Origin of the sequence: Saccharopolyspora rosea, assembly GCF_025643595.1 — a bacterium.
In the GTDB taxonomy this organism is placed as follows: domain Bacteria; phylum Actinomycetota; class Actinomycetes; order Mycobacteriales; family Pseudonocardiaceae; genus Saccharopolyspora; species Saccharopolyspora rosea.
Window position 1 is genome coordinate 4780561 of sequence record NZ_CP102826.1, and the last position, 22939, is coordinate 4803499.

Annotated in this window: 15 protein-coding genes and 9 pseudogenes; 4 read left to right on the forward strand and 20 right to left on the reverse strand. The window is 73.8% G+C overall.

Annotated elements, in window-relative coordinates; translation table 11 throughout:
- Positions 1-27 precede the first annotated feature (27 nt).
- Positions 28-939 (forward strand): annotated as a pseudogene (locus tag NV263_RS22125) (MFS transporter); the annotation flags it as partial.
- A gap of 333 nt (positions 940-1272) precedes the next feature.
- Here the strand turns inward: NV263_RS22125 and NV263_RS22130 are convergent.
- The 10 genes and pseudogenes from NV263_RS22130 to NV263_RS22180 form a co-directional block, all read right to left on the reverse strand.
- The gene (locus NV263_RS22130; RefSeq protein ID WP_263254302.1) at positions 1273-2049 is read right to left on the reverse strand and encodes a nucleotidyltransferase domain-containing protein; all 777 of its coding nucleotides are present in this window, start codon (positions 2047-2049) and stop codon (positions 1273-1275) included.
- A 109-nt stretch (positions 2050-2158) separates the two neighbouring features.
- A complete protein-coding gene (locus NV263_RS22135) occupies positions 2159-2611 on the reverse strand; it encodes a PH domain-containing protein (protein WP_263248543.1) in 453 nt (150 codons plus the stop codon).
- Positions 2608-3105, reverse strand: a complete 498-nt coding sequence (ribH, locus tag NV263_RS22140; RefSeq protein WP_263248544.1) for a 6,7-dimethyl-8-ribityllumazine synthase — start codon at positions 3103-3105, stop codon at positions 2608-2610. Before ribH ends, NV263_RS22135 begins: the two co-directional genes overlap by 4 nt.
- Positions 3102-4370: a bifunctional 3,4-dihydroxy-2-butanone-4-phosphate synthase/GTP cyclohydrolase II gene (locus tag NV263_RS22145; protein WP_263248545.1), complete on the reverse strand. Its 1269-nt coding sequence runs from the start codon at positions 4368-4370 to the stop codon at positions 3102-3104. The genes ribH and NV263_RS22145 overlap by 4 nt, the downstream gene beginning before the upstream one ends.
- 81 nt (positions 4371-4451) lie before the next feature.
- Positions 4452-5057, reverse strand: a complete 606-nt coding sequence (locus tag NV263_RS22150; RefSeq protein WP_263248546.1) for a riboflavin synthase — start codon at positions 5055-5057, stop codon at positions 4452-4454.
- Positions 5058-5144: 87 nt separating this feature from the next.
- Positions 5145-6142, reverse strand: a pseudogene (gene ribD / locus NV263_RS22155) (bifunctional diaminohydroxyphosphoribosylaminopyrimidine deaminase/5-amino-6-(5-phosphoribosylamino)uracil reductase RibD).
- A 40-nt stretch (positions 6143-6182) separates the two neighbouring features.
- Positions 6183-6869: a ribulose-phosphate 3-epimerase gene (rpe, locus tag NV263_RS22160; protein ID WP_263254304.1), complete on the reverse strand. Its 687-nt coding sequence runs from the start codon at positions 6867-6869 to the stop codon at positions 6183-6185.
- Positions 6870-6911: 42 nt separating this feature from the next.
- Complete coding sequence (locus tag NV263_RS22165) at positions 6912-7094, reverse strand: hypothetical protein (protein WP_397545605.1); 183 nt, start codon at positions 7092-7094, stop codon at positions 6912-6914.
- Positions 7095-7161: 67 nt separating this feature from the next.
- Positions 7162-8583, reverse strand: a pseudogene (locus NV263_RS30600) (amino acid permease); the annotation flags it as partial.
- Between the two features lie 175 nt (positions 8584-8758).
- Positions 8759-9172, reverse strand: coding sequence for an OsmC family protein (locus NV263_RS22180; RefSeq protein ID WP_263248549.1), 414 nt, complete (start codon positions 9170-9172; stop codon positions 8759-8761).
- Positions 9173-9274: 102 nt separating this feature from the next.
- Here NV263_RS22180 and NV263_RS22185 point away from each other — a divergent pair, with 102 nt between their 5' ends.
- Positions 9275-10624, forward strand: a complete 1350-nt coding sequence (locus NV263_RS22185) for an APC family permease (RefSeq protein ID WP_263248550.1) — start codon at positions 9275-9277, stop codon at positions 10622-10624.
- Here NV263_RS22185 and NV263_RS22190 read toward each other — a convergent pair.
- From NV263_RS22190 to NV263_RS22225, 8 genes and pseudogenes are all read right to left on the reverse strand, one after another.
- Positions 10575-11027: a nucleoside deaminase gene (locus NV263_RS22190; RefSeq protein WP_263248551.1), complete on the reverse strand. Its 453-nt coding sequence runs from the start codon at positions 11025-11027 to the stop codon at positions 10575-10577. The two genes, NV263_RS22185 and NV263_RS22190, sit on opposite strands and share 50 nt — an antisense overlap.
- A 112-nt stretch (positions 11028-11139) precedes the next feature.
- Positions 11140-12553: pseudogene (locus tag NV263_RS22195) on the reverse strand (RsmB/NOP family class I SAM-dependent RNA methyltransferase).
- Positions 12550-13474 (reverse strand): annotated as a pseudogene (gene fmt / locus NV263_RS22200) (methionyl-tRNA formyltransferase). Before fmt ends, NV263_RS22195 begins: the two co-directional pseudogenes overlap by 4 nt.
- A 1-nt stretch (position 13475) precedes the next feature.
- Positions 13476-14021, reverse strand: coding sequence for a peptide deformylase (def, locus tag NV263_RS22205; RefSeq protein WP_263248552.1), 546 nt, complete (start codon positions 14019-14021; stop codon positions 13476-13478).
- 91 nt (positions 14022-14112) lie between these two features.
- Positions 14113-15906 (reverse strand): annotated as a pseudogene (gene ggt / locus NV263_RS22210) (gamma-glutamyltransferase).
- Between the two features lie 107 nt (positions 15907-16013).
- A complete protein-coding gene (locus NV263_RS22215; RefSeq protein ID WP_263248553.1) occupies positions 16014-16382 on the reverse strand; it encodes a putative glycoside hydrolase in 369 nt (122 codons plus the stop codon).
- A gap of 85 nt (positions 16383-16467) precedes the next feature.
- A pseudogene (locus NV263_RS22220) lies at positions 16468-16692 on the reverse strand (putative glycoside hydrolase); the annotation flags it as partial.
- Positions 16693-16736: 44 nt separating this feature from the next.
- A pseudogene (locus NV263_RS22225) lies at positions 16737-17000 on the reverse strand (putative glycoside hydrolase); the annotation flags it as partial.
- A 947-nt stretch (positions 17001-17947) separates the two neighbouring features.
- Between NV263_RS22225 and NV263_RS22230 the strand changes: the two are divergent.
- Positions 17948-18514, forward strand: coding sequence for a polysaccharide deacetylase family protein (locus NV263_RS22230; RefSeq protein ID WP_263254306.1), 567 nt, complete (start codon positions 17948-17950; stop codon positions 18512-18514).
- 259 nt (positions 18515-18773) lie between these two features.
- On the opposite strand, the gene NV263_RS30745 is transcribed toward NV263_RS22230, so the two are convergent.
- A complete protein-coding gene (locus NV263_RS30745; protein WP_263248554.1) occupies positions 18774-19370 on the reverse strand; it encodes a GNAT family N-acetyltransferase in 597 nt (198 codons plus the stop codon).
- A gap of 60 nt (positions 19371-19430) precedes the next feature.
- Positions 19431-21368, reverse strand: a pseudogene (locus tag NV263_RS22240) (primosomal protein N'); the annotation flags it as partial.
- A 216-nt stretch (positions 21369-21584) separates the two neighbouring features.
- On the opposite strand from NV263_RS22240, the gene lysA reads away from it, so the two are divergent.
- On the forward strand, positions 21585-22901 hold the full coding sequence (gene lysA / locus NV263_RS22245) for a diaminopimelate decarboxylase (protein ID WP_263248555.1): 1317 nt from the start codon (positions 21585-21587) through the stop codon (positions 22899-22901).
- Positions 22902-22939: the final 38 nt, after the last annotated feature.

A 22939-nucleotide genomic window follows, 5' to 3' on the forward strand; every position in this document is an offset into this window, starting at 1 on the left:
CCGCGGCGGGCCCGGTGGGCCGTGACGGTGTACTTCGCGCTCACCGGCGCCGGCCTGGCGACGTGGACGGCGCGGATCCCCGAGATCAAGCGGGACCTGGGGCTCGACGACGGCCAGGTGACGCTGGCGCTGTTCTCGGTGGCGGCGGGTTCGGTGCTGGCGATGCAGGTCGCCGGGCGGCTCGCCGACCGGTTCGGCAGCGAACGCGTCATGGGTCCCGCCGGCGTTCTGCTGGCCGCGAGCCTGCTCGTGCCCGGCTTCGCCGGGAGCTTGCCGGTGCTGCTGGCCGGACTGCTGGCGTTCGGCGCCGGGCACGGCACGGTCGACGTGTCGATGAACGCCCAGGCGCTGCTGGTGCAGCGGCGCTACGGGCGCCCGATCGTGAGCACGTTCCACGCGATGTTCAGCGTCGGCGGACTGCTCGGCGCCGGGGCGGGCGCGCTCGCCGCGCACCTCGGCATCGGGGTCGGGACGCACTTCGCGGTCGTCGCCGCGGTGACCGGGGTGCTGCTGGTGGTGGCTCGCCGCGCCCTGGTGGAGTCCGAGCACGTGCGCTCCGGGCCGCAGGCCCGGGGTGGGCGCGGGGTGCCCGGGGCGATCGTGTTCCTCGGCGTGCTGGCGTTCTTCTGCTCGCTCGGCGAGGGTTCCATGGCGGACTGGTCACCGCTGTACCTCAGCGACGTGCTCGACAGCGGACCGGCGGTGGCGGCCGTCGGCTACGCGGTGTTCTCCGCCGCGATGGCGACGTTCCGGTTCCTCGGCGACCGGCTGGTGTCCCGGTTCGGCCCGGTCGCGCTGGTGCGCGGGTGCGGGCTGATCGCGGGCGTGGGCCTCGGGGCGGCGCTGCTGGTGCACCAGGAGGTGGCGGCGATCATCGGGTTCGGCCTGTTCGGCGTCGGGCTGTCGTGCATCATCCCGCAGGTGTTCAACGCGGCGGGCAGCCGCGACCCGAGCCGCAGCGCCCGGGACCTCGCCCAGGTCAGCACCCTCGGCTACGGGGGCCTGCTGGCGGGACCGGTGGTCATCGGCCTGGTCACCCAGTCCTTCGGCCTCACCGTCGGCCTGGCCGTCCCGGCCGCGCTGGCGCTGCTCGTCGCCGCCTCCGCGGGCGCCGTCCGCCCCGTTCCTGAACCCCGCGGGCCCACCACACGGTCCACTGTGCTCGGTCGTCGGCCGTCGTTGCGCGGGAGGAGCACCACGCCGGGGTGCGGTCCCGTCCGGTTCGAGTGGCCTACCAGGGGATCTCGTCCCCGCCTGCTCGCCGGGCCGCCGTCAGCGGTCCGCGACGTCCGGCGCCGCCGCGCCGACGGCCGCGGCGCACCGCGCACGGGCTGCGTCCACCGCGGCGACCAGCGACTCCGGATCGGCGGCCAGCTCGGCGAGGATGCCGTCCACCTCGCGCAGGCCGGCCCGCGCCAGCAACCGCTTCTCGTTGGTGACCCACTCGCCGCGCGCGGCGAGCACCGCGTGCGCGGCCTGGCAGGCCGCCTGCGCCACCGCACCCGCCGTCTCGGTCAGCCGACCGCGCGCGGCGTGGTTGGCGCGGGCGTAGGCGAACCCGAGCGATGCCTGGCGCCACCACACCGGCGGGGCGGATTCCCGCAGCGCTGCGGGGAATTCCGGCCTCGGCAGCTCGCCGCGCACGACCTCGTTGAGCGCGAGTTCGGCCACCACCAGGTAGGTCGGGATGCCGGCGAGGTGGAACAGCAGCGGCTGCCACTCGAAGCGGCCCGCCCGGGCCTCGGCCACCCGGAACTCGACGTCGTCGAGATCGCGGTAGTGCACGTCCACCGGGCGGTCGTCGATGCGCAGCCACGCGCCGCCGTTGAAAACCCCGCCCCACTCGCCGATCCCGGAGACCTCCCCGGGCCAGCCGAGGTCGCGCAGGTGCGCGGGATCGAACTCGCCCCGGTAGTAGACGGCGAAATCCCAGTCGCTGTCCGCGCGGTGCGTCCCCTGGGCGCGCGAGCCGCCGAGGCCCACCGCCTCGACCGCGGGCAGCCCGGCGAGCCGGTCGGCGACGTGCTCGGCGAACGCGACGTCGTCCACCACGACCTCCACTAAAGTCCGATGTGGACAATCCGGTTGGGTTCCGCGCCCGAGCGGTAGCCTCGCCGCTTGCCACGCCCCTTCCGGGAGCAGGTTCACAGACCGGGACTCAGGAGTTCTCCGGGTGTTCGGCGTGGCGGCGGACCTCGCGGAGGCGGCGCATCGCCAGCACCGCGTGGTCCCCGTCGGTGGCCTGGATCGCCATGATCGGCACGTACTCGTCCTCGGGGAGTTCGAGGCGGGCCCACGGCGCGCCGTCCGGGAAGCTCACCGCCTCGACCAGCGACCACGGGTAGCGGTGGGTGCCGATGATGTTGCGGACCTCGATGCCGTCGGCGTCGGCGCGCAGCCGGGGCCGGGCCAGCAGCAGCACGCCGCAGGCCAGCAGCAGGCCGAGCACGCCCATCGAGATCTGGTCGGAGACCCGGAAGAAGGCTCCGGTCGGGGTGTTGCGCAGCAGCGTCCCCGCCAGCGCGAAGACCACGACCAGCACGATCGCGACCGGGATCACGACCTTGCGGACCTTGCGGGGCCGCACCTCAACGTCGTCGTGCGCGCTCACAGGAAACCTCGCTCACCGTCCCAGCCGCGCAGGTCGCGCAGCACCAGCGCGGTCTCCAACGCCGCCGCGACCGCCTCGAAGCCCTTGTCCTCCACCGAGTCGTCGAAACCGGCCCGGTCCACCGCCTGCTGCTCGGTGTCGCAGGTCAGCACGCCGTTGCCGATCGCGGTGGACTCGTCCAGCGCCACCCGGGTCAGGCCCTGGGTGACCGAGTCGCACACGTAGTCGAAGTGCGGGGTGCCGCCGCGGACGACCACGCCGAGGGCGACGACCGCGTCGTGCTGGTGCGCCAGCTGCTGGCAGACCACCGGCAGCTCGATCGAGCCCGGCACGCGCACCACGGTCGGCTCGGCGATGCCCGCCTCCTTGGCCGCTGCCAGCGCGCGGGACAGCATCTGCTCGACCAAGCGCTCGTGCCACCGGATCGCGGCGATGCCCAGCCGCAGCTCACCGGCCTTGGGCACGCTGATCCGCGGCCGACCCGCACCACTCATGCCGTCACTCCCGTCTCACCGCTGATCGACGAGTCCTCGCCGTCGTCGAGATTGTCCAGCACGTGCCCCATGCGGTCGCGCTTGGTCCGCAGGTAGTGGATGTTCTCCGGGTTGGGCCGGATGGGCAGCGGCACCCGGTCGACGATCTTGAGGCCGTAGCCCTCCAGCCCCACCCGCTTGGCCGGGTTGTTGGTCAGCAGCCGCATCGACTTCACGCCCAGGTCGCAGAGGATCTGCGCGCCCTGCCCGTAGTCGCGGCCGTCGACCGGCATGCCCAGCGCGACGTTGGCGTCCACGGTGTCCGCGCCGCTGTCCTGCAGCTGGTACGCCTGCAGCTTGTGCATCAGGCCGATGCCGCGACCCTCGTGACCGCGCATGTAGAGCACGATGCCGCGCCCGGTTTCGGCGACCTTGGCCAGCGCGGCGTCCAGCTGCGGGCCGCAGTCGCAGCGCAGCGACCCGAGCACGTCGCCGGTCAGGCACTCGGAGTGCACCCGCACCAGGATGTCCTCGCCGTCGCCGATCTCGCCGTAGACCAGGGCCAGGTGCTCGATGCCGTCGATGGTGCTGTCGTAGCCGATGGTGCGGAACGTGCCGTGCGCGGTCGGGATGCGGGCCTCGGCGACCCGCACCACCTGCTTCTCGAAGCGGCGGCGGTATGCGATGAGGTCGGCGATGGTGATCAGCGCCAGCTCGTGCTCGCGGGCGAAGACCTCCAGCTCGTCGCGGCGGGCCATGTCGCCCTCGGACTTCTGGCTGACCACCTCGCACAGCGCGCCGACCGGCCGCAGCCCGGCCAGCCGGGCCAGGTCCACGGCGGCCTCGGTGTGCCCGGGGCGGCGCAGCACGCCGCCGTCGCGGGCGCGCAGCGGCACCACGTGGCCGGGCCGGGTCAGGTCCTTGGCGGTGGCCTCGGCGTCGGCGAGCACGCGCAGCGTGCGGGCCCGGTCGGCGGCGGAGATGCCGGTGGTCACGCCGTCCGCGGCGTCGACGGTGACCGTGTAGGCGGTGCCCTTGCGGTCCTGGTTCCAGTGGTACATCGGCGGCAGGTCGAGCCGGTCGCAGTCCTCGCCGGTCAGCGCCACGCACACGTAGCCGGACGTGTAGCGCACCATGAACGCCACCAGCTCGGGCGTGGCCTTCTCCGCGGCGAAGATCATGTCGCCTTCGTTCTCGCGGTCCTCGTCGTCGACCACGATCACCGGGCGGCCGGCCTCGATGTCGGCCAATGCGCGCTCGATGTCGTCGAACCTGTTCGTGCTCACCGTGGCCCTACCCACTTCCTCCGCACCCGGTCACCCGATCGGGTTGCACCGCCTGTCATCACCATTGTCCCCCGAACGGCGCTACTCACCACGGGCGAGGCCGTCCAGCTGGGGTCGGGCGAGCCGTTCCAGGTGCTTGGCCAGCACATCCACCTCGATGTTCACCTCATCACCGGGTTGGCGGACGCCGAGCGTGGTGAGCTGCTTGGTGGTCGGGATGAGGGCGACGCTGAACTCCCGGTCACCCGCCTCGACCACGGTCAGCGACACGCCGTCGACGGTGATCGACCCCTTCTCCACCAGGTAGCGGGACAGCCGCTCGGGGATCTCGAAGCGGGTCAGCCCGTCCGGTTCGGTGGCGCGCAGCACCGCGGTGCCGTCGACGTGGCCCTGCACGATGTGCCCGCCGAGGCGGTCGCCGAGCGCCATGGCGCGCTCCAGGTTCACCTTCTCCCCCGGCGCGACGCCCTTCAGCGACGAGCGGCGCAGCGTCTCGGACACCACGTCCACGGTGAACCGCCCCTCGCCGACCTCGACCACGGTCAGGCACACGCCGTTGACCGCGATGGAGTCGCCGTGCCGGGCGTCGGCGGTGACCACCGGTCCGGAGATGGTCAGCCGACCGCCGTCGGCCAGCGGTTCGACCGCCTCGACGGTGCCGAGCTCCTCGACGATCCCGGTGAACACCTGCTGCCTCCTTCTCCGCGCGGCCTCGGCCGCCGCTGCACTCCGGTGATGGCCGCCGAACCACCGCGGCGGCGTCATCGGTCGTCGTCAGCCGCGCCCGATGGGCACGGCGCTGACCCGGACGTCCGGGCCACTCATCGTCGTCCGTTCGATCCGCCACCGCCATGCCTGCGAGATGCTCGCCACGCCCGCCTCACCCAGCGCGGTCGGGCCGGAACCGAGCAGCATCGGCGCGATGTAGGCCAGCACGCGGTGCACGCACCCGGCGGCGACGAACGCCCCGGCCAGCCGCGGCCCGCCCTCCAGGAGCACGTCGACCGCGCCGCGCGCGGCCAGCGCGTCCAGCACCGCCGCCGGGTCACCGCCCGGCAGCAGCAGCGTCTCGGCCGCGTCGTCGAGCACCCGCGCCCCGGGCGGGAGCGGGCGATCGCCGACCACGACGCGCAGCGGCTGCCGGTCCAGCAGGCGGCCGTCCTCGTCGCGGGCGGTCAGGTGCGGGTCGTCGGCGAGGACGGTGCCGGTGCCCGCGACGATCGCGTCGACCCGGGCGCGCAGCCGGTGCACTTCGGCGCGCGACGGCGCGGAGCTGATCCACTTGCTGGTGCCGTCGACCGCGGCCGAGCGCCCGTCCAGCGTGGCCGCGTACTTCCACGTCACGTGCGGGCGGCCGGTGCGGGCGAAGTGCAGCCACGCCCGCAGCGGCCCCTGCTCGACCTCCTCGGCCAGCAGGCCGGAGCGGACGGCGACGCCCGCGGCGCGCAGCACCTCGCCGCCACCCGCGGCCTGCGGCGTCGGGTCGGACGCGGCGTGCACGACGCGGGCCACCCCGGCGGCGCGCAGCGCGTCGGTGCACGGCGGGGTGCGCCCGGTGTGCGCGCAGGGCTCCAGCGTCACCACGGCGGTGCCGCCCGCGGCGCGCTCGCCCGCCCGCGCAGCGCCACCACCTCGGCGTGCGGGCCCCCGGGCGGCTGCGTCGCGCCGACCCCGGCGACCTCGCCCGCGGCGTCCAGGACCACGCACCCCACGGGCGGGTTCGGGCTGGTCGTGCCGCGGACGCGCTCACTGACCGCGATCGCGGAGCGCATCGCGGCCAGCAGCACGTCGTCGTCCACGACCGCCTCCCTATCAGTAGTGCGCGTGCGCCCCGGCGAACGCGGGAGCCGCCGTCGCGCGCAGCGCCTCCACGGCGCGCGACGGGTCCTCGGCGCCGTAGACCGCCGAACCCGCGACGAAGCAGTCCACCCCGGCCTCGGCGGCCTGCTCGATGGTGTCGGCGTTGATGCCGCCGTCGATCTCCACGACCAGGTTCAGGTGTCCGGTGTCGACCATCTCGCGCGCCTTGCGCACCTTGTCCAGCACGTCCGCGATGAACTTCTGGCCGCCGAAGCCGGGCTCGACCGACATGACCAGCAGCGTGTCGTAGTGCTTGAGCACGTCGACGTAGGGCTCCAGCGGGGTGCCCGGCTTGATCGACAGACCGGCCTTCGCGCCCGCCGAGCGGAGGTTCTTCGCCAGCGCGATCGGGTCCTTCGCGGCCTCCACGTGCACGGTCACGTTGTAGGAACCCGCCTCGGCGTAACCGATGGCCCAGCGGTCCGGGTCCTCGATCATGAGGTGGCAGTCGACCGGGATGTCGGTCACCTTCAGCAGCGACTCGACCACCGGGAGCCCGAGGGTCAGGTTGGGCACGAAGTGGGCGTCCATCACGTCCACGTGCAGCCAGTCCGCGCGCCTGCCCGGTTCGCCGTCGACGGCGGCGATCTCGTCGGCGAGGCGGGCGAAGTCGGCGGAGAGGATGGACGGTGCGATCAGCGGCTGGTTCGACACATGCGGGAGTGTAAATCCCCGACCGGTTCACCCGTCCGCGCGGGCGCGGGAGCGGCGCACCAGGTAGTACACGACGCACAGGACGAGCAGGAACGGCACGCCCGCCTTCCACGCGGTGTCGAACTGCTCGGTGAACGGCGTGGTCAGCAGCACCGCCACCACGAACACCATCGCCAGCACCGTGGTGACCGGGGCGCCCGGCAGGCGCACCGGCGACGGGGGCAGTCCCGCTCGGCCCGCTTGCGGCGGAACGCCAGCTGGCTGGCGAAGATGATCAACCACGTCACCAGGGCCCCGAACAGGGCCAACCCCAGCAGCATCGGGAACGCCGCCTCCGGCGACAGCGCGGAGATCGCCGCGGCCAGCGCCAGTCCGGCAGCCGACAGCGCGAGCGCGCGGCGCGGCGCGCCGTTGCGGCTCAGGCCGGTGAACCACTTCGGCGCGTAGCCGTCCTGCGCCAGCGAGTAGGTCATGCGCGCGGTGACGTAGAGGTTGGTGTTCATCGCCGAGAGCGCGGCGGTGAGCACGACGAAGTTCATGATCCCCGCTGCGGCCGGGATGCCCGCGGTCGCGAACAGCCGCACGAACGGGCTCTCGGTGACCTCCTCGGAGGTCGAGACCTGGTTCCACGGCAGGATCGAGACCACCACGAGCATGCCGAGGACGTAGAACAGCGCGAGCCGCAGCACCATGCCGCGCGCGGCGCGCGGGACGTCGCGACCGGGGTCGCGCGATTCGAGGCGGTCACCGCGACCGCTTCGGTGCCCAGGTAGGAGAACGTCACCACGGTCAGCGCCAGCCACACCGCGCCGAGCCCGTTGGGCACGAACCCGCCGTGCTCGGTGAGCGCGCCGACACCGGCGGGCGCCCTGCCCGGCAGGCCGAACACCATGTAGACCACGCCGAGCAGCACGAACACCACGACCGTGACGACCTTGATCATGGCGAACCAGTACTCGAACTCGCCGAAGTAGCGCACCGCCGCCGCGTTGACCGCGAGCATCACGACCGAGAACACCACGACCGGCACCCACAGCGGCAGCTCCGGGTACCAGAACCGGACGTACAGCCCGGCGGCCACCACCTCGCTGCCGATGTTGACCACCTGCGCGGCCCAGTACATCCAGCGCTGCACGAAACCGGCCAGCCCGCCGAGGTAGCGCTGCGCGATCGGGCCGAACCCACCGGCCTCCGGGTGCACCACGACCATCTCGGCCAGCGCGTAGGCCAGTGCCAGGGCGGCGAACGCGGCGACCGCGTAGGCGAGGATCACCGCCGGTCCGGCGATGGAGATGGCCAGCCCGGAGCCGAGGAACAGCCCGGTGCCGATCGCCCCGCCGATCGCGATCATGCCGACCTGCCGGGAGCTGAGGTCCCGGCGGAGGCCGGCCTGCTGCGCCGGTTCGATGTCCTGGTCCACGTGCCCCTCCCGCGTCACGACCGCGCCCCTGCGGGCGCGCGGGAGCACCTTACGACGCGCCCCGAGTCCGGTGCTCACCCGTTCGGACGAGCCCGGACTCGGCTCCGGTGAGGAGCGGGCTTCGGCGCCTGAGTGCCTGTCTTTGAACCTGCTTGCGGAAGGGTCGTGGCAAGCGGCGCCAGCCGCTTTCTCTGTCGGTGAGTACGCAAGCAACTTGCACCGCCGCGGGTTCTCAGCGGCCGTCTCGCGAGGACAGCCCCTCCGCCGTGTATTGGGCATACATCAGGAGGGGCTCCCGGAGCCGGTGTGGCTGTGGCGCGTCAGCGCCTCGTTGGGGGGTGGTGGTCGGGTGACGGGCGGGCCGCTGAGGTTCCGCCACCGGCACCGCCACTCAAAACGAGTTCAAAGACAGGCTCTGAGTCTGAGTTTCCCTCAGCGACGCCGCACAGGGGGGTCAGCGGAGCCCGAGGTTGACGGGGGTGCCCTCCTCGACGGAGCGGCTGACCGTGCAGTACTTGCCGATGGCGCGCTGCAGGGCTTCGACGAGCTTGTCGCGCTCGGCCTCGTCGTCGATCTCCGCGAGGGCGGCGTCGAAGGACACCTGCACCGAGGAGAACCGGTGCGGGTCCTCCGGGGCCTTGCTGCGGTCGGCGTGCACGGTGATCGCGGCGTCCTCGCCGAGCCGCCGGGTGACCAGGTTCTCCCCGGTGACCGCGGAGCAGGCGGCGATCGCGGCGAGCAGCAGCTCGCCGGGGGTGAAGGCGTCGGGCGCGTCCTCGCGCCCGATCTCGACCCTGCCGCCGCGCGGGTTGGTCGCCGTGAACGTGTGGTTACCGGTCCGGGTCACTTCGACCGGGGTGGATGACATGCGCACCGCCTGATGTTGATGTGCTGTGACCGTCGCGCCCTGCGCTCCTCGCGCATGGTCAACCGACGCCGAGACCGAATTGTTCCCAGCTGGATCGAGGCCATGACCACCACCCTGCGGCGCAGCCTGTCACCGCGCGATCTCGTCGTGTCCGGACTGCTGTTCATCGGGCCGCTGGCCCCCGTCGGCGTGTTCGGGGTGCTCGACGCCCGCAGCGGCGGTGCCCTCGCCCTGGTGTACGTGATCGCCACCGCCGCGATGGGCTTCACCGCCTGGTCGTACGCGCGGATGTCCGCGGCGGTGCCGCGGGCGGGGTCGGTGTTCGCCTACGCCTCGGCCGGGCTGGGGCGCGCGCCCGGGTTCGTCGCCGGGTGGATGATCATGCTGGACTACCTGTTCATCCCGAGCGTGGCGGCGCTGTTCGTCGGCATCGCGGCGCACTCGCTGCTGCCGCAGGTCCCGGTGTGGCTGGCCACGGCCGTGGCCATCGCGGTCGTCACGGCGCTGAACCTGACCGGGGTGAAGGTGGCGGCCCTCGTCGGCACGGTCGTGCTGGCGGTGGAGGTCGTGCTGCTCGCGGTGTTCGTCGTCGCGGCCGTGGTGGTGCTGCTGGCCGGGGGTGCGCACCGGCCGTGGCTGTCGCCGCTGGTCGGCACGCCGACGGCGGTGCTCGGCGCGGTGTCGGTGGCGGTGCTGTCGTTCCTCGGGTTCGACGCGATCGCCTCGTTCGCCGAGGAGAACACCGGATCGCCGCGGCAGGTGGGCCAGGCCCTGCTGTTCTGCCTGGCGCTGAGCGGTGTGCTGTTCGTGGCGCAGACCTACCTGGCGGCGCTGCTGGACCCGGTGCCGTCGGCACAGCTCGCGGCCGACCCGTCCGCGCAGGACTCGGCGTTCTACGACGTGCTGCGGGCGTCGATCGGCGGCTGGCTGTCGGTGGCGGTGACGGCGGTGAAGTCGGTGGCCCCGGCGTTCTCGGCGATGGTCGCCCAGGCCGCGGTGAGCCGACTGCTCTACGGCATGGCGCGCGACGGCCAGCTGCCCGCCGCGCTGGCGCAGGTCGACGCGCGCTCGCGCGTGCCGCGCAACGCGACGCTGCTGGCGGCCGGGGTGACGCTGGTCGTGTCGGTGTGGGCGGCGGCGTCCGACAACGGCCTGGAGACGCTGTCGTCGATGGTGACCGTGGGCGCGCTGACCGCCTTCGTGCTGCTGCACGCCTCGGTGATCGGGTACTTCGCGGTCTCCGGTCGCGACCGCCGCGCGGTCACCCTCGTCGTGCCCGTGGTCGGCGCCGCGATCGCGGTGGTGGTGCTGGTCACCGCGAGTCCGCGCTGGCGTTGGCCGTGGCGGCGGGCTGGCTGCTCTCGGCCTGGTCGGCCACGCGGTGCGGCGGCGGGTCGCGTGATCAGCTCGAACCGATGTCCTCGTACCACAGCCGCGGGTTGCGCTCGATGAAATCGGCCATCATCCGGACGCATTCCGGGTCGTCCAGGACGACGACCTCGACGCCGTGCTCGGCGAGCCAGTCGTGGCCGCCGTGGAAGTTGCGGGCCTCCCCGATGACGACCCGCCCGATGCCGAACTGGCGCACCAGGCCGCTGCAGTACCAGCACGGCGACAGCGTGGGTGACCATGGTCGTCCCGGCGTAGGACGCTGCCGCCCGGCGGCGCGGAACGCGGCGGTCTCCCCGTGGGCGGACGGGTCGCCGTCCTGCACGCGCCGGTTGTGGCCGCGCCCGAGCACCCGCCCGCCGGGACCGACCAGCGCCGCGCCGATCGGGATCCCGCCCTCGGCCAGCCCCGCCCGGGCCTGTGCCACGGCCACCGCCAGCCACCGCTGGAAGTCCACTTCGGACACGGCGCCTCCTCTTCCCGGCTACGCACTGTTCCACGGGCGGCGGCAGCGCTTTCTCCTCCGGCGAGCGGTCTCGCCACCGGCACCGCCGCGCACCGCACTTCCGAAACTTCTCCTACGCCACCTTCAACAGGGCGCAGAACATGGCGTCGGTGCCGTGCCGGTGCGGCCACAGCTGCACCCCCGGACCCGTCCCCGAGGTCGGGGACCCCGGGGAAGTGGGGCCGGGCGTCGAGCTGGGTGGCCCCGGTGCGGCGCAGCACGTCGGAGACGACGCCCTCGGTCTCGGCCAGGTGCGGGGAGCCCCACGACGTAGGCCACCACACCGCCCGGCCGGGTCAGCCCGACCGCGGAGAGCAGGAGTTCCCGCTGAAGTTTGGTGAGGTCGCCGACGTCGGACGGGCGACGCCGCCAGCGCGCCTCCAGGCGCCGGCGCAGTGCGCCCAGCCCGGTGCACGGGCGTCGACGAGCACCCGGTCGTAACCGGGTTCCAGGCCAGGATCGCGCCCGTCGGCGACGTGCACCGACACCGACAGCCCCTCGGTGACCCGCCGCACCAGGTCGGCGCGGTGCGGGGCCTGCTCGACGGCGTCGAGCCGGCCGCCGTCGAGGGTCACCAGCGCCCCGAGCAGACCGGCCTTGCCGCCCGGCCCGGCGCACAGGTCGAGCCAGCGCTGGTCGGGCCCGTCGAGCTCGACGCGGGTCAGCGCCAGCGACACCAGTTGGCTGCCCTCGTCCTGGACGCTGGCGAAGCCCTCCTGCACCGGCTCCAGGTCGCCGGGGTCCCCGGCGCCGCGTCCAGGTGCACGCCGTACGGCGAGTAGGGCGCCGGGTCGCCGCCGGTGATCGCGGCGAGTTCGTCGGCGGTGATCTCCCCGGGCGGGCGGTCAGGTGCACGGCGGGTCGGGCGTCGTCGGCGGCCAGCGCGGCGGCCAGGTCGTCGCCTTCGGACCCGAGCGCGTCGGCGAAGGCCCGGGCGATCCACTTCGGGTGGGCGTGCCGCATCGCGAGGTGGCCGACCGGGTCGGTCGCCGGGTCGGGCGCGATCCGGTCGATCCACTGCTGCTCGTCGAGCTCACCGGCCCGGCGCAGCACGGCGTTGGCGAACCCGGCCAGCTTCGACCCGCCTCCACCGCGCGATGTCCACAGTGGATGCGACGGCCGCGTGCGCGGGAATCCTGGTGCGCAGCAACTGGTAGACGCCGAGCCGCAGCGCGTCGAGCAACTTGGGGTCCACTTCGGACAGCGGCCGGTTGCTGCACTCGGCGACCACGGCGTCCAGCAGTCCCTGCGCGCGGCAGGCGCCGTAGGCCAGCTCGGTGGCCAGCCCCGCGTCGCGGCCGGTGATGCGGCGCTGCGCGAGCAGTCCGGGCAGCACCAGGTTGGCGTAGGCGTCGCGCTCGCGGACCGCGCGCAGCGTGTCCAGCGCGGCCTGGCGCGCCGGGTCGACGTCGACCGGGCGCGGGTTCGGTTTTGCGGCGCGGCGGGCGACCCGGCGGCCGGGAGGGCGTGCGACGTCGTTCGTTCACTTCAGCCGTTCCCCCTGCTCGATGCGCGTGCCGCGGGCCCAGTCGGTCGCGGCCATCCGCTTCTTGCCCGCGGCCTGCACCTCGCCCAGCTCGACCGCCGAGGTACCGGTGCCGACCAGCACCCGGCGCCGTTCCACCACGAGCTCGCCCGGCGCGGCGGTGCGGTCGGCCACCACCGAGATCGGCCCGAGTTTGAACCGCTCCCCGCGGAACTCCGCCCGCCCCCGGCTCGAGCGTCACCGACCGGACCAGCCGGTCGACCGCGACCGCGGGCGCGGTGAAGTCCACCCGCGCGTCCTCGACCTCGACCTTCGGCGCGTAGCTGACGCCGTCGGCGGGCTGCTCCTCGGCGCGCAGCGTGCCGTCCTCGACCCCGTCGAGCGTGGCGACCAGCAACTCGGCACCCGACACCGACAGCCGGTCGAGCAGGTCCCCGGCGGTGTCGGTGGCCCGCACCTGCTCGGTGACCACGCCGTACACCGGCCCGGCGTCCAGCTCGGGCACGATCCGGAACGTCGAGGCACCGGTGATCTCGTCGCCGTGCTTGATCGCCGCCTGCACCGGCGCCGCGCCGCGCCACGCGGGCAGCACCGAGAAGTGCAGGTTGATCCAGCCGAACCGGGGGATCGCCAGCGCCTCCGGCTTCAGCAGCGCCCCGTAGGCCACCACCGGGCAGCAGTCGGGTTCCAGCTCGCGCAACCGCCGCAGGAACTCCGGGTCCGCGGCGCGCGCCGGGGTGAGCACCTCGATGCCGTGCTCGTCGGCGACCGCACCGACGGGCGAGCGGAGCAGCTTGCGCCCGCGCCCGGCGGGCGCGTCCGGCCTGGTCACCACGGCCGCGACCTGGTGGCGCTCGGAAGCGATCAGCGCGCGCAGCGCGGGAACGGCGGGAGCCGGCGTCCCGGCGAAGACGACTCGCATGTCAGCGCCCCCCGAACAGCGGATGCGGGTTCTGCTTGATGACCGGGGCCGCGCCGTCGAACCAGTCCGCGCCGCGGATCTCGCGCAGCGCGGCCTTGCGGGTCTGTTCGTCGAGCCGGTCGACGAACAGCACGCCGTCGAGGTGGTCGGTCTCGTGCTGGAGGCAACGGGCCAGCAGGTCGGTGCCCTCGACCTCGACCGGCTCGCCGTGCATGTTCCAGCCGCGCGCGACCACGTGCCGCTTGCGCAGGCAGTCCCAGGACATGCCGGGGATCGACAGGCACCCCTCCGGCCCGAGCTGGTCGTCGTCGCCCACGGCTGTCCAGGTCGGGTTCACCAGGTGCCCGGCGAACCCGTCGCAGTGGTAGGTGAACACCCGCAGGCCCACCCCCAGCTGCGGCGCGGCCAGTCCGGCCCCGCCCTGGTCCTCCATGGTGTCCCAGAGGTCCTGGACCAGGGTGCGCAGCTCCTTGTCGAAGTCGACCACCTCGTCGGCCCGGGTGCGCAGCACGGGGTCCCCGAAGAGTCTGATCGGCTGGACGGTCAAGACGAGCTCCCTGGAGGTAGGCGGCGGACGGTGCGACCCGACGAGTCTAGTCGGCGCCGCACCCCGACCGCCGTGGGCGGGAGCCCGACCGTCAACCCGCCGGCAGGACCACCTCGGCCGACCCGCCGCCGCGCCGCTGGCGTTCGGCGGCCGCGATCCAGCGCCCGTCCGGGAGGCGTTCGACGCCGGTGGCGGCACCGATCTCGTCGCTGGTGGCGAACCGGTGCCCGAGGGCGCGCAGCTTGTCCGCCTCGGGTTGCGCCAGGAAGCCCTGTTCCGCCTCGGTCCGCGCGGCGTTGCGCTGCGATGCCCGCGGCGCCGCGATGGCGTCCACAAGGGACAGTCCGCGGTCGATGCGGCCGGTGAGCACCTGCAGCACGGTGGTGATGATGGTGGCCCCGCCGGGGCTGCCCGCGGCGAACCACGGCCTGCCGTCCCGGAAGACCATGACCGGGCTGATCGAGCTGCGCGGCCGCTTGCCGGGACCGGGCAGGTTCGGGTCCGGCTGCCCGGGCGTGACCGGGGTGAAGGAGAAGTCGGTCAGCTCGTTGTTGAGCAGGAACCCGCGGTGCGGCACGACGATGCCGCTGCCGCCCGTCTGCTCGATCGTCAGCGTGTACGAGACGATGTCGCCGCGCGCGTCGGCGACCGTCAGGTGCGTGGTGTTGGGCCCCTCGTACGGCGGGGCCGCGGCCTTGCCGGCCTGCCCGCAGTCCCGCGGGTTCCGGGGGTCGCCGGGCGCGACCGGGGCGGGCAGCACCGCGTCGTCGTGGACCAGGCACGCCCGGGAGTCGGCGAAGCGCTGGCTGAGCAGCTGCCGGGTCGGCGTCGGAGAACGCCGGGTCGCCCACCCAGCGGTTGCGATCGGCGAAGGAGAGCTTGCTCGCCTCCAGGAACCGGTGCAGGTACTGGGTGGAGTCGGCGTGCCCGAGATCGGTGCGCCCCAGGATGTTCAGCGCCTCGCCGACGGTCGTGCCGCCGGAGCTGGACGGCGCCATGCCGTAGACGTCCAGGCCCCGGTAGCCGACGCGGGTCGGGGCCCGGTCGACGGTGCGGTAAGCACCGAGGTCGCCGGTGGTCATGCCGCCGGGCCGGACGTTGCGGTGCGCGGCCGGGTCGACCGGCGGCTGGTTGACCGTCCGGACGACGTCCGCGCCGAGGTCGCCGTGGTAGAGCGCGTCGATGCCCCGCGCGCCGAGGGCGCGGTAGGTGTCGGCGAGGTCGGGGTTGCGCAGCACGCTGCCGACCTCCGGCGGTTTGCCGCCGGGCAGGAACAGCTCGCGGGTCGCCGGGAACGCGCTGAACCGCTGCTGGTTCTGCGCGGTCTGGTCGTGGAAGGTGCGGTCGACGACGAAGCCCTGCCGGGCCAGCCGCTCGGCCGGGCGCAGCACGTCGCCGAGGTTCTTGTTCCCCCACTTGTCCAGCGCGGCCTGCCAGGTCATCGGCGTACCGGGCACGCCCACGGACCGGCCGCTGGTGACGGCCTCGTCGAACGGGATCGGCTTGCCGTTCTCGACGAACAGGTCCTCGCGGGCCGAGTTCGGCGCCGTCTCCCGGCCGTCGATCGTCTCGACCTTGCCCGTGCGGGCGTCGTAGTGCACGAAGTAGCCGCCCCGCCGATGCCGGCCGAGTACGGCTCGGTGACGCCGAGCGCCGCGGCGACCGCCACCGCCGCGTCGGCGGCCGTGCCGCCCTGGCGCAGCACCTCGATCCCGGCCCGGGTGGCGTCGGGGTCCACGCTCGACACCGCGCCGCCGTAGCCGACCGCCTCGGCCTGCTTCGGCGTCTCGCGCGGCGGGAGCCCCGGTGCCGCCTGGACCGCCGGAGCGACGAGCAGCATCGACGCCAGCGCTCCGACCGCGGCCCGAACCGTCCTCGCGGGCATCGCCACCTCCCAGCGTTGTGCGACGCCGCACACTCTGCCCACTCACCGCTTCGGGTTCAACACGATGTGCGCGATCACCCACTCGGCGTCACCGGTACTACTGCGCGTCACCCCCGTGGGGCGAGCGCTTGGTCGTGGTACCGGCAGGCGGGGTCCCAGAGCAGGAACGAGGTCATGCCGTCGTCGCGGGCGGCGCCGATCTGCGCGCTGACCTCCGCCGGACCGTAGGAGACGCCGAGGCTGAAGTCCTGCAACCACGGGATGATCTGCACGTCCGTTCCGGCCACCGCCTGCGCGAACGCGGCCAGCGACCGGCGCACGATCTCGTACGGCTGGCCGTTCGGGTTGGGCACGCCGAGTTCGCCGGGCGCCCAGTGCGACGGGTAGACCATCGGCGAGATGTAGTCGACCCACTGCGACATCTGGCGGACGTCCTGGGCGATCTGGGTGGGCCGGTCCACGGAGATGCCGAACACCGACGCGCCCAGCAGCGCGCCGCGGCGAGCGCACCTCGTGCTGGGTGTCGCGGAGGAAGTCGGCGATCCCGACCTCCGGGGTGGTGGTCAGCTCCGGCAGCCGCATCTTGTGGATGTCGCCGTCCGGACGGCGCACGTAGTCGTAGAGCACGTCGTCGAAGCCGAGCCCGGCGGCCTCCGCCGCGATGTCGATGTTGTACCGCCGCACCACGGGATCGGCGAAGTTGGTGAACGGGAACTTGCCGTAGCCGCCTGCCCACGGCTGCCCGTCGGAGGTCTGCACGACGCGTTCGGGGTGGCCGCCGCGCACGACGCCTCGGCCAGGATCGGGTCCTTGAAGGCGACCAGCCGTCCGACCACCCGCACGCCCATGTGGTGCAGCTGGTCCAGGACCTGGCGCGCGTTGTAGTAGCCCTTGACCGCCCCGATCTCGCGGGCCAGCGGGACCGCCGAGTCGTAGGTGACCTCGCCGTCCTCGTCCTTGAGGTCCAGCTCGACGGTGTCGATCTTGCCTTCCCTGGCCAGCTGGAGCACGGGTTCGCGCAACGCGTCGCTGGTCCAGGCCAGCCCGGTCATGTGCACCCCGCGCATCCCGGGGTGTCTGATGTGGACGGTCATGACCTTCTCGGTGCGGTTCCCGGCGGCGTCGGTGGCCACCACCGGAACCTCCCGCTCCGGGCGGTCGACGACCGCCGAGAACCCGCCCTGCGCGTTGGGCGTGACCGGTTTGCCCGCCACGGTGACGCTCGTCGCGCCCTCGGCCTTCCCGGTCACGGTGACCGGTTTGTTCGGCCCGCTCGGACGCAGCGAGTCGTCCACCTGCAACACCGGCGGCGTGCTGTCCACAATGAACTCGCGGGTGGTGGTTCCGGTGCCGAGCCAGGAGGGCACCTCGACCTGGAGCTCGTGCCTGCCGTCCCGCAGACCCGGCGGGCCGATCAGCAGCGCCCCGTCCCGACCCGCGGTCCGCACCGGACGGCCGTCCACCAGCACCCGCGCGTCGTCCGCGGCGGTGCGGACCCGGACGGCGGAGACCGCGGCGGCGATGACCGGACGTTCCGGCAACCCTGGATGTCGACGTCCTCGGTGGACAGATTGCGCAGCAGGAAGTATCCGAGCACCAGCACGACGACGGTCCCCAACCCGACCAGGACGGACCGGGGATCTCGCCGAGCACCGCCTTGACGCGGGTCAGTGGTGCAGCGTCCGTCATCGCTTTCGCCTCCCCCGACTCGGGCGAACTCGCGCGGCTGCACGAATTTTCGGCGCGGCCGAACAACGACCGGTCGATCCAGAGTCGCAGTCGGAGAGCGTGAGATCAATTAGCCGGTTGGAGTATCCCGACGGCGTTGGCACCGCTACCGTGGGGAAGAATGCGGTTCCTGCCACGACTCCAGCTCACGGGCGTCGTCGCGGCGCTCGCGGTCCTCGGTGCGGCCTCCTGCGCCGGTCCACCACCCCACCAGCCGAACGCGGCGGTCGTCCCCGCGCCACCGCCCGCCCCCCACCGCCACCGGACCCGAAGGCCGTCGGCGCCAACGAACTCGGCGAGGTCCCAGGTGCTGATGTACCACCGGATCACCCCGACGCCCACCAGCGTCTACGACCGGACACCGCAGGACTTCCGCGCCGAGCTGGAGCGCCTCGCCGCCGAGGACTACGTCCCGGTGACCGCCACCGACTACGCCACCGGGCACATCGACATCCCGGCGGGCAAACACCCGGTGGTGCTGACCTTCGACGACGGGTCCACCAGTCAGTTCACAATGGACGGTTTCGGGGAACGCGGGCACTGGGCACCGCGATCCGCATGCTGCTGGACGTGGCCGCCGGAACATCCTGATTCCGCCTGGTCGCGACGCTCTACGTGTTCGACCCGCCGTTCGGCGAGCCGACCGCGACGCTCCCTCACCTGGTTGCACCAGCACGGCTTCTTCGAGATCGGTGACCACACGCTCAGCCACCCCAACCTGCGCCACCTGTCCGCCGCCGAGGCCCAGCACGAGATCGCCGGGATGCAGCGGATCATCAACGACGCGCTGCCCGGGGTCCCGGTGCGCTCGCGCGGCCCTCCCGTTGGGCGTGCACCGCAGGATCCGGCGCTGGCCTCGAACGGCTCCGCGGACGGGTGACCTACCACTACGACAGCGTCATGCTCGTCGGCTCCAACCCGGCGTCGTCGCCGTGGTCGGCCGATTTCGACCCGGCCAACGTCCCCCGCATCCGCTCCCAGGGCCTGGCCGGTCAGGACGCGCAGTACGGCTCCACGGCCTGGCTCGACAAGCTCGCCGCCGACCCGGCCTGCCGCTACACCTCCGACGGGGACCCGAACCGGACTCCGCCCCGGCGAGCGTGCGCACCGCACCGTCCGCCCGCGGTCGGCGCACGCCTCTACCGGTACCGAGCCAGCCACTCTTCGCGGGTCACCGCGTACTCGACCTCGCCGTGCTCGGCGCCGGGGATCGGCCCGTCCGGGTATTCGGTGAAGGTGCCCACGTCGGCAGCCCGGCCGATCACCCGCCGCGATCCCCGGTTGACCGCCATCGTCTGGGCGAACACCCGGGTCACGCCCTGTTCGGCGAACCCCTGCGCAGCAGGGCGATCGAGCCCTCGGTCGCGTACTCCTTGCCCCAGGCGCTTGTGCAGCCGGTAGCCGAGTTCGATGCCCGCCGTGTCGGGGGACTCCGGCGGCCGGAACAGGAACCAGCCCAGGAAACCGGCTGCGTCCTGGTCGGACATCGCCGCCCAGTAGCCGAATCCGCGCCTGCCGGTAGAACTCCAGGTAGTAGGGCATGATCTCGTTCTTCGATCGCTCTGCGCGGCACTGGCCGCCTCGCCGCGCTGGAGGTACTGCATCACGTCCGGATTGCTGTGCAACGCGACGAGTTCGTCGAGGTCACCCGCCTCGAACTCGCGCAACACCAACCGCTCGGTCTCCAGGTGGACCCACCACAGCCCCTCTCGACGCCGACCCGGCGATTCCACCACCCCCGACCGGCATCCGGGCCACCGGTTTTCCGCGCGTGCGCAGAACTCAGAGCATCTCCGGGGATCGAGCCGACCTGAGTTCGGTCGCCTGCGGGCGCCCCGGACCGCCTGGGCGTGGTGCAGGAGTGCGCGAGGGCTCGGCCCTCGTTGCGGTCGACGGGGACGATGAGGCGTCTTCGTTCGGCGTTGCTGTCTTCGTCGACCTTGCCCAACGGCACCGGCCCAGGACCTCGGCAGTGGCGGGCAGATCCGCGGAGTCCAGCAGGGACTCGATCGCGTCCGGGGTTCCGTCCACGGCGGCCACCCGCCGGGCGGGCGGGAAGCCGGAGTGCTCGGCGCGTTCGGCCAGTTCCAGCGCCGCGTACCAGGTGGCTGGTCCAGCAGCGCACCAGGGCCTGCACCGCCGTAGCACGACTCGGCCATCACGACCACGCGGCCGCCCTCGCTCGCCGGGCGGACCACGCAGGCGGCGAACCACAGGCGCAGCGCGGTCTCGGCGGCGCGCAGTTCCTCGCCCCAGCAGGGTGCGGCCGTCCAGCAGCAGGGCCGCGCTGTAGCTGCCCCCGGCGACCGGCTCCGGCCCCTGGAGTGCACACCACCAGCGCGGGTCCGGCGGGAACGGTCGCCAGCATCGTCGCCGCCGCCGGAGGTGCGCACCGGGACGCCGCTGAACGCGCGACCGAGTTTCCAGGTGCGGCCCGCCCCGACCGCCACGGCGCGCAACCGCCGGGACCCGCAGTTCGGGCAGCGGAACGCGGCCTCGGTCGCGCCGCACCACCGGCACGCGGCCGGCTTCGGCGCCCCGCCCTCGCCGCCTCCCGGCAGCGCCAGCGGACCGGCGCACCGCCGGCAGCGCGCCCGCTCGCGGCAGTCGCCGCAGGCGAGAGCGGGCACGTAGCCGCGCCGCGGCACCTGCACGAGCACCGGCGCGCCCGCACCGAGCGCGGCGCGGGCGGCCTGGAACGCCACCGACGGCAGCCGCGCGGCACGCGCCGCCGGGTCGCGCGCCAGCTGCGAGTCGTCCTCGCCGATCGCGGTGACGCGGGGCGCGGCGGACCGCACGTCCGCGCGCGGCGCGACGAGCTCGTGCGCGTACCCGGACTCGACCAGCAACGCGGCCTCGGCGGTGCGGGCGAAACCGCCGACGACCAGCGCCGCACCGGCCGCGTGCGCGCGCAGGGTGAGCACGTCGCGCGCGTGCGGGTACGGCACCTGCGGGTAGTTGTGCAGCTCGTCGCCGTCGTCCCACACCACGGCCAGGCCGAGGTGGTGCACCGGCGCGAACATCGCGGCCCGGGTGCCGACGACCACGCGCACCGCGCCGCGCAGCACCGCCAGCCAGCGGCGGTAGCGCTCGGCGGGCGCGAGTTCGGCGGCCAGCGCGACGACGCCCGACTCGCCGAGCAGTCGCGCGCACGCGGCATGCAGCCGTTGCAGGTCGCGGTGGTCGGGGACGACGACCAGCGCGCCCCGCCCGGCGGACGCCGCGACGGCCACCGCCTCCGCGAGCCGCTCCGGCCAGTCCTCGCCCGGCAACGCCTGCCAGACCGCCCGCGCCGCCCGGCCCTCGTGCACCGCGTCCACGAACGACGATCCGTGCCGGTAGCGCGCCCAGCCGTCGGCCGCGGGGCGTTCCGGCGGCGGCCCCGGGTCGGTCGGCGCCGACTTCTCCGCCCCGGCGTGCCGGGGCGGTACCGCCAGCCGGACGACGTCGGCGAGCATGCCGCCGTAGCGGTCGGCGACCGCCCGCGCCATCTCCAGCAACGACGGGGTCAGCACCGGTTCCGGCGAGGGGACCCGCTCCACCCAGGACAGCCGCCCCTGGAAGTCCGAGGTGTCCACGCGCTCCAGCAGGTAGCCGTCCACGAGCTTGCCCCGGAACCGCACGCGCACCCGGCAGCCGGGCACCGCGTCGGCGTCGAGCCGGTCGGGCACCAGGTAGTCGAAGGGGCGGTCCAGGTGCACCGGCAGCGGCACGTCGACGAGCACGCGGGCCACCGGCCGCTCCTCGGCCGCCGTCCGCTGCTTCGCCCCCTTCCGCTCCCGGGGTCCTGCACCTGCCACACCCCTTCTCTACCAGAGCGACCCGACCGCCCCGTCAACACCGCGTCAGAACAGCGCCCGCTGCCGTCAGCGATCCGCCCGGAGCCGTCCGCGCGGCACCCCGCCGCGGGTAGGTCTGGACCCGTCGCGCTCCCGACCTCGGAGGACACGGTGACCCTCGCCGAACTGCTGCCCACCCTCGGACGCTGCCTGCCCGGCCGCCTGGACCCCGGCGTCTGGCCGGACGACTGCGCCCGCCGGCCCGGCGGCGACATCGCGCTCAGCGGCGTCCCGCTGACCCGGCTGGCCCGGGACCACGGCACCCCGGCCTACGTGCTCGACGTCGCGACGATCCGCGGGCGCTGCCGGGAGTACCGCGCCCTCGACGCCGAAATCGCCTACGCGGCAAAGGCTTTCCTGTGCCGGAGGATGGCCGCGCTGGTCGCCGAGGAGGGGCTGTCGCTGGACGTCTGCTCCGCCGGGGAACTCGCCACCGCCCGCGCCGCCGGTTTCCCGGCCGAGCGAATCCTGCTGCACGGCAACGCGAAACCGGACCACGAGCTGCGGCTGGCCGCCGACGCGGGAGTGGGGCGGGTGGTGGTCGACTCCCCGGACGAGATCGACCGCATCCCCGGCCCGCAGGACGTGCTGGTCCGCGTCACCCCGGACATCGACGCGCACACGCACCGCGCGGTCGCGACCGGGATCGAGGACCAGAAGTTCGGGCTGTCGCTGACCTCCGGCCAGGCCGCGGAGGCGGTGCGCCGGATCCTGGCCAGACCGGACCTGCGCCTGCTGGGCCTGCACTGCCACCTCGGCTCGCAGCTGTCCGACGTGGCCGCGCACGTCGAGGCGGTGCGGCGGCTGGTCGGCTTCAGCGCCGACGTCGCGGTCCGCCACGGAGTGCTGTTCCCGCAGCTCAACCTCGGTGGCGGGCACGCCGTCCGGTACCGGGCGCGGGACGCGGGCTACGACCTGGCCGCCTTCGCCGCCCGCGTCCCGGAGGTGCTGCGGTTCGAGTGCCGCAAGCACGGCCTCCCGGTGCCGCGCCTGACGCTGGAACCCGGCCGCGCCCTGGTCGCCCGCGCCGGGCTGACGCTGTACCGCGTGGTGGCGGTGAAGCGCGGCGGTGCGCGCACGTTCGTCGCCGTCGACGGCGGCTTCAGCGACAACCCGCGCCCGGCGCTCTACGACGCCCGCTACGACGTGCGCCTGTTCGGCCGCACCAGCACCGCACCCGAGCGCCGGGCGGCGGTCGTCGGCCGGCACTGCGAAGCCGGTGACGTGCTGGTGCCCGACGCGCTCCTCCCGGACGACGTCCGCCCCGGCGACCTGCTGGTCGTGCCCTGCACCGGCGCCTACCACCACTCGATGGCCTCCACCTGCAACCGGGTCGGACGTCCGCCGGTCATCGCCGTCGAGGACGGCCGGGCCGAACCGTGGGTCCGCCGCGAGACCGACCAGGACCTGCTGAGCCGGGACGCCTGAACCCCGACCACGACCGGAACGCCCGCGTGTGACACGAT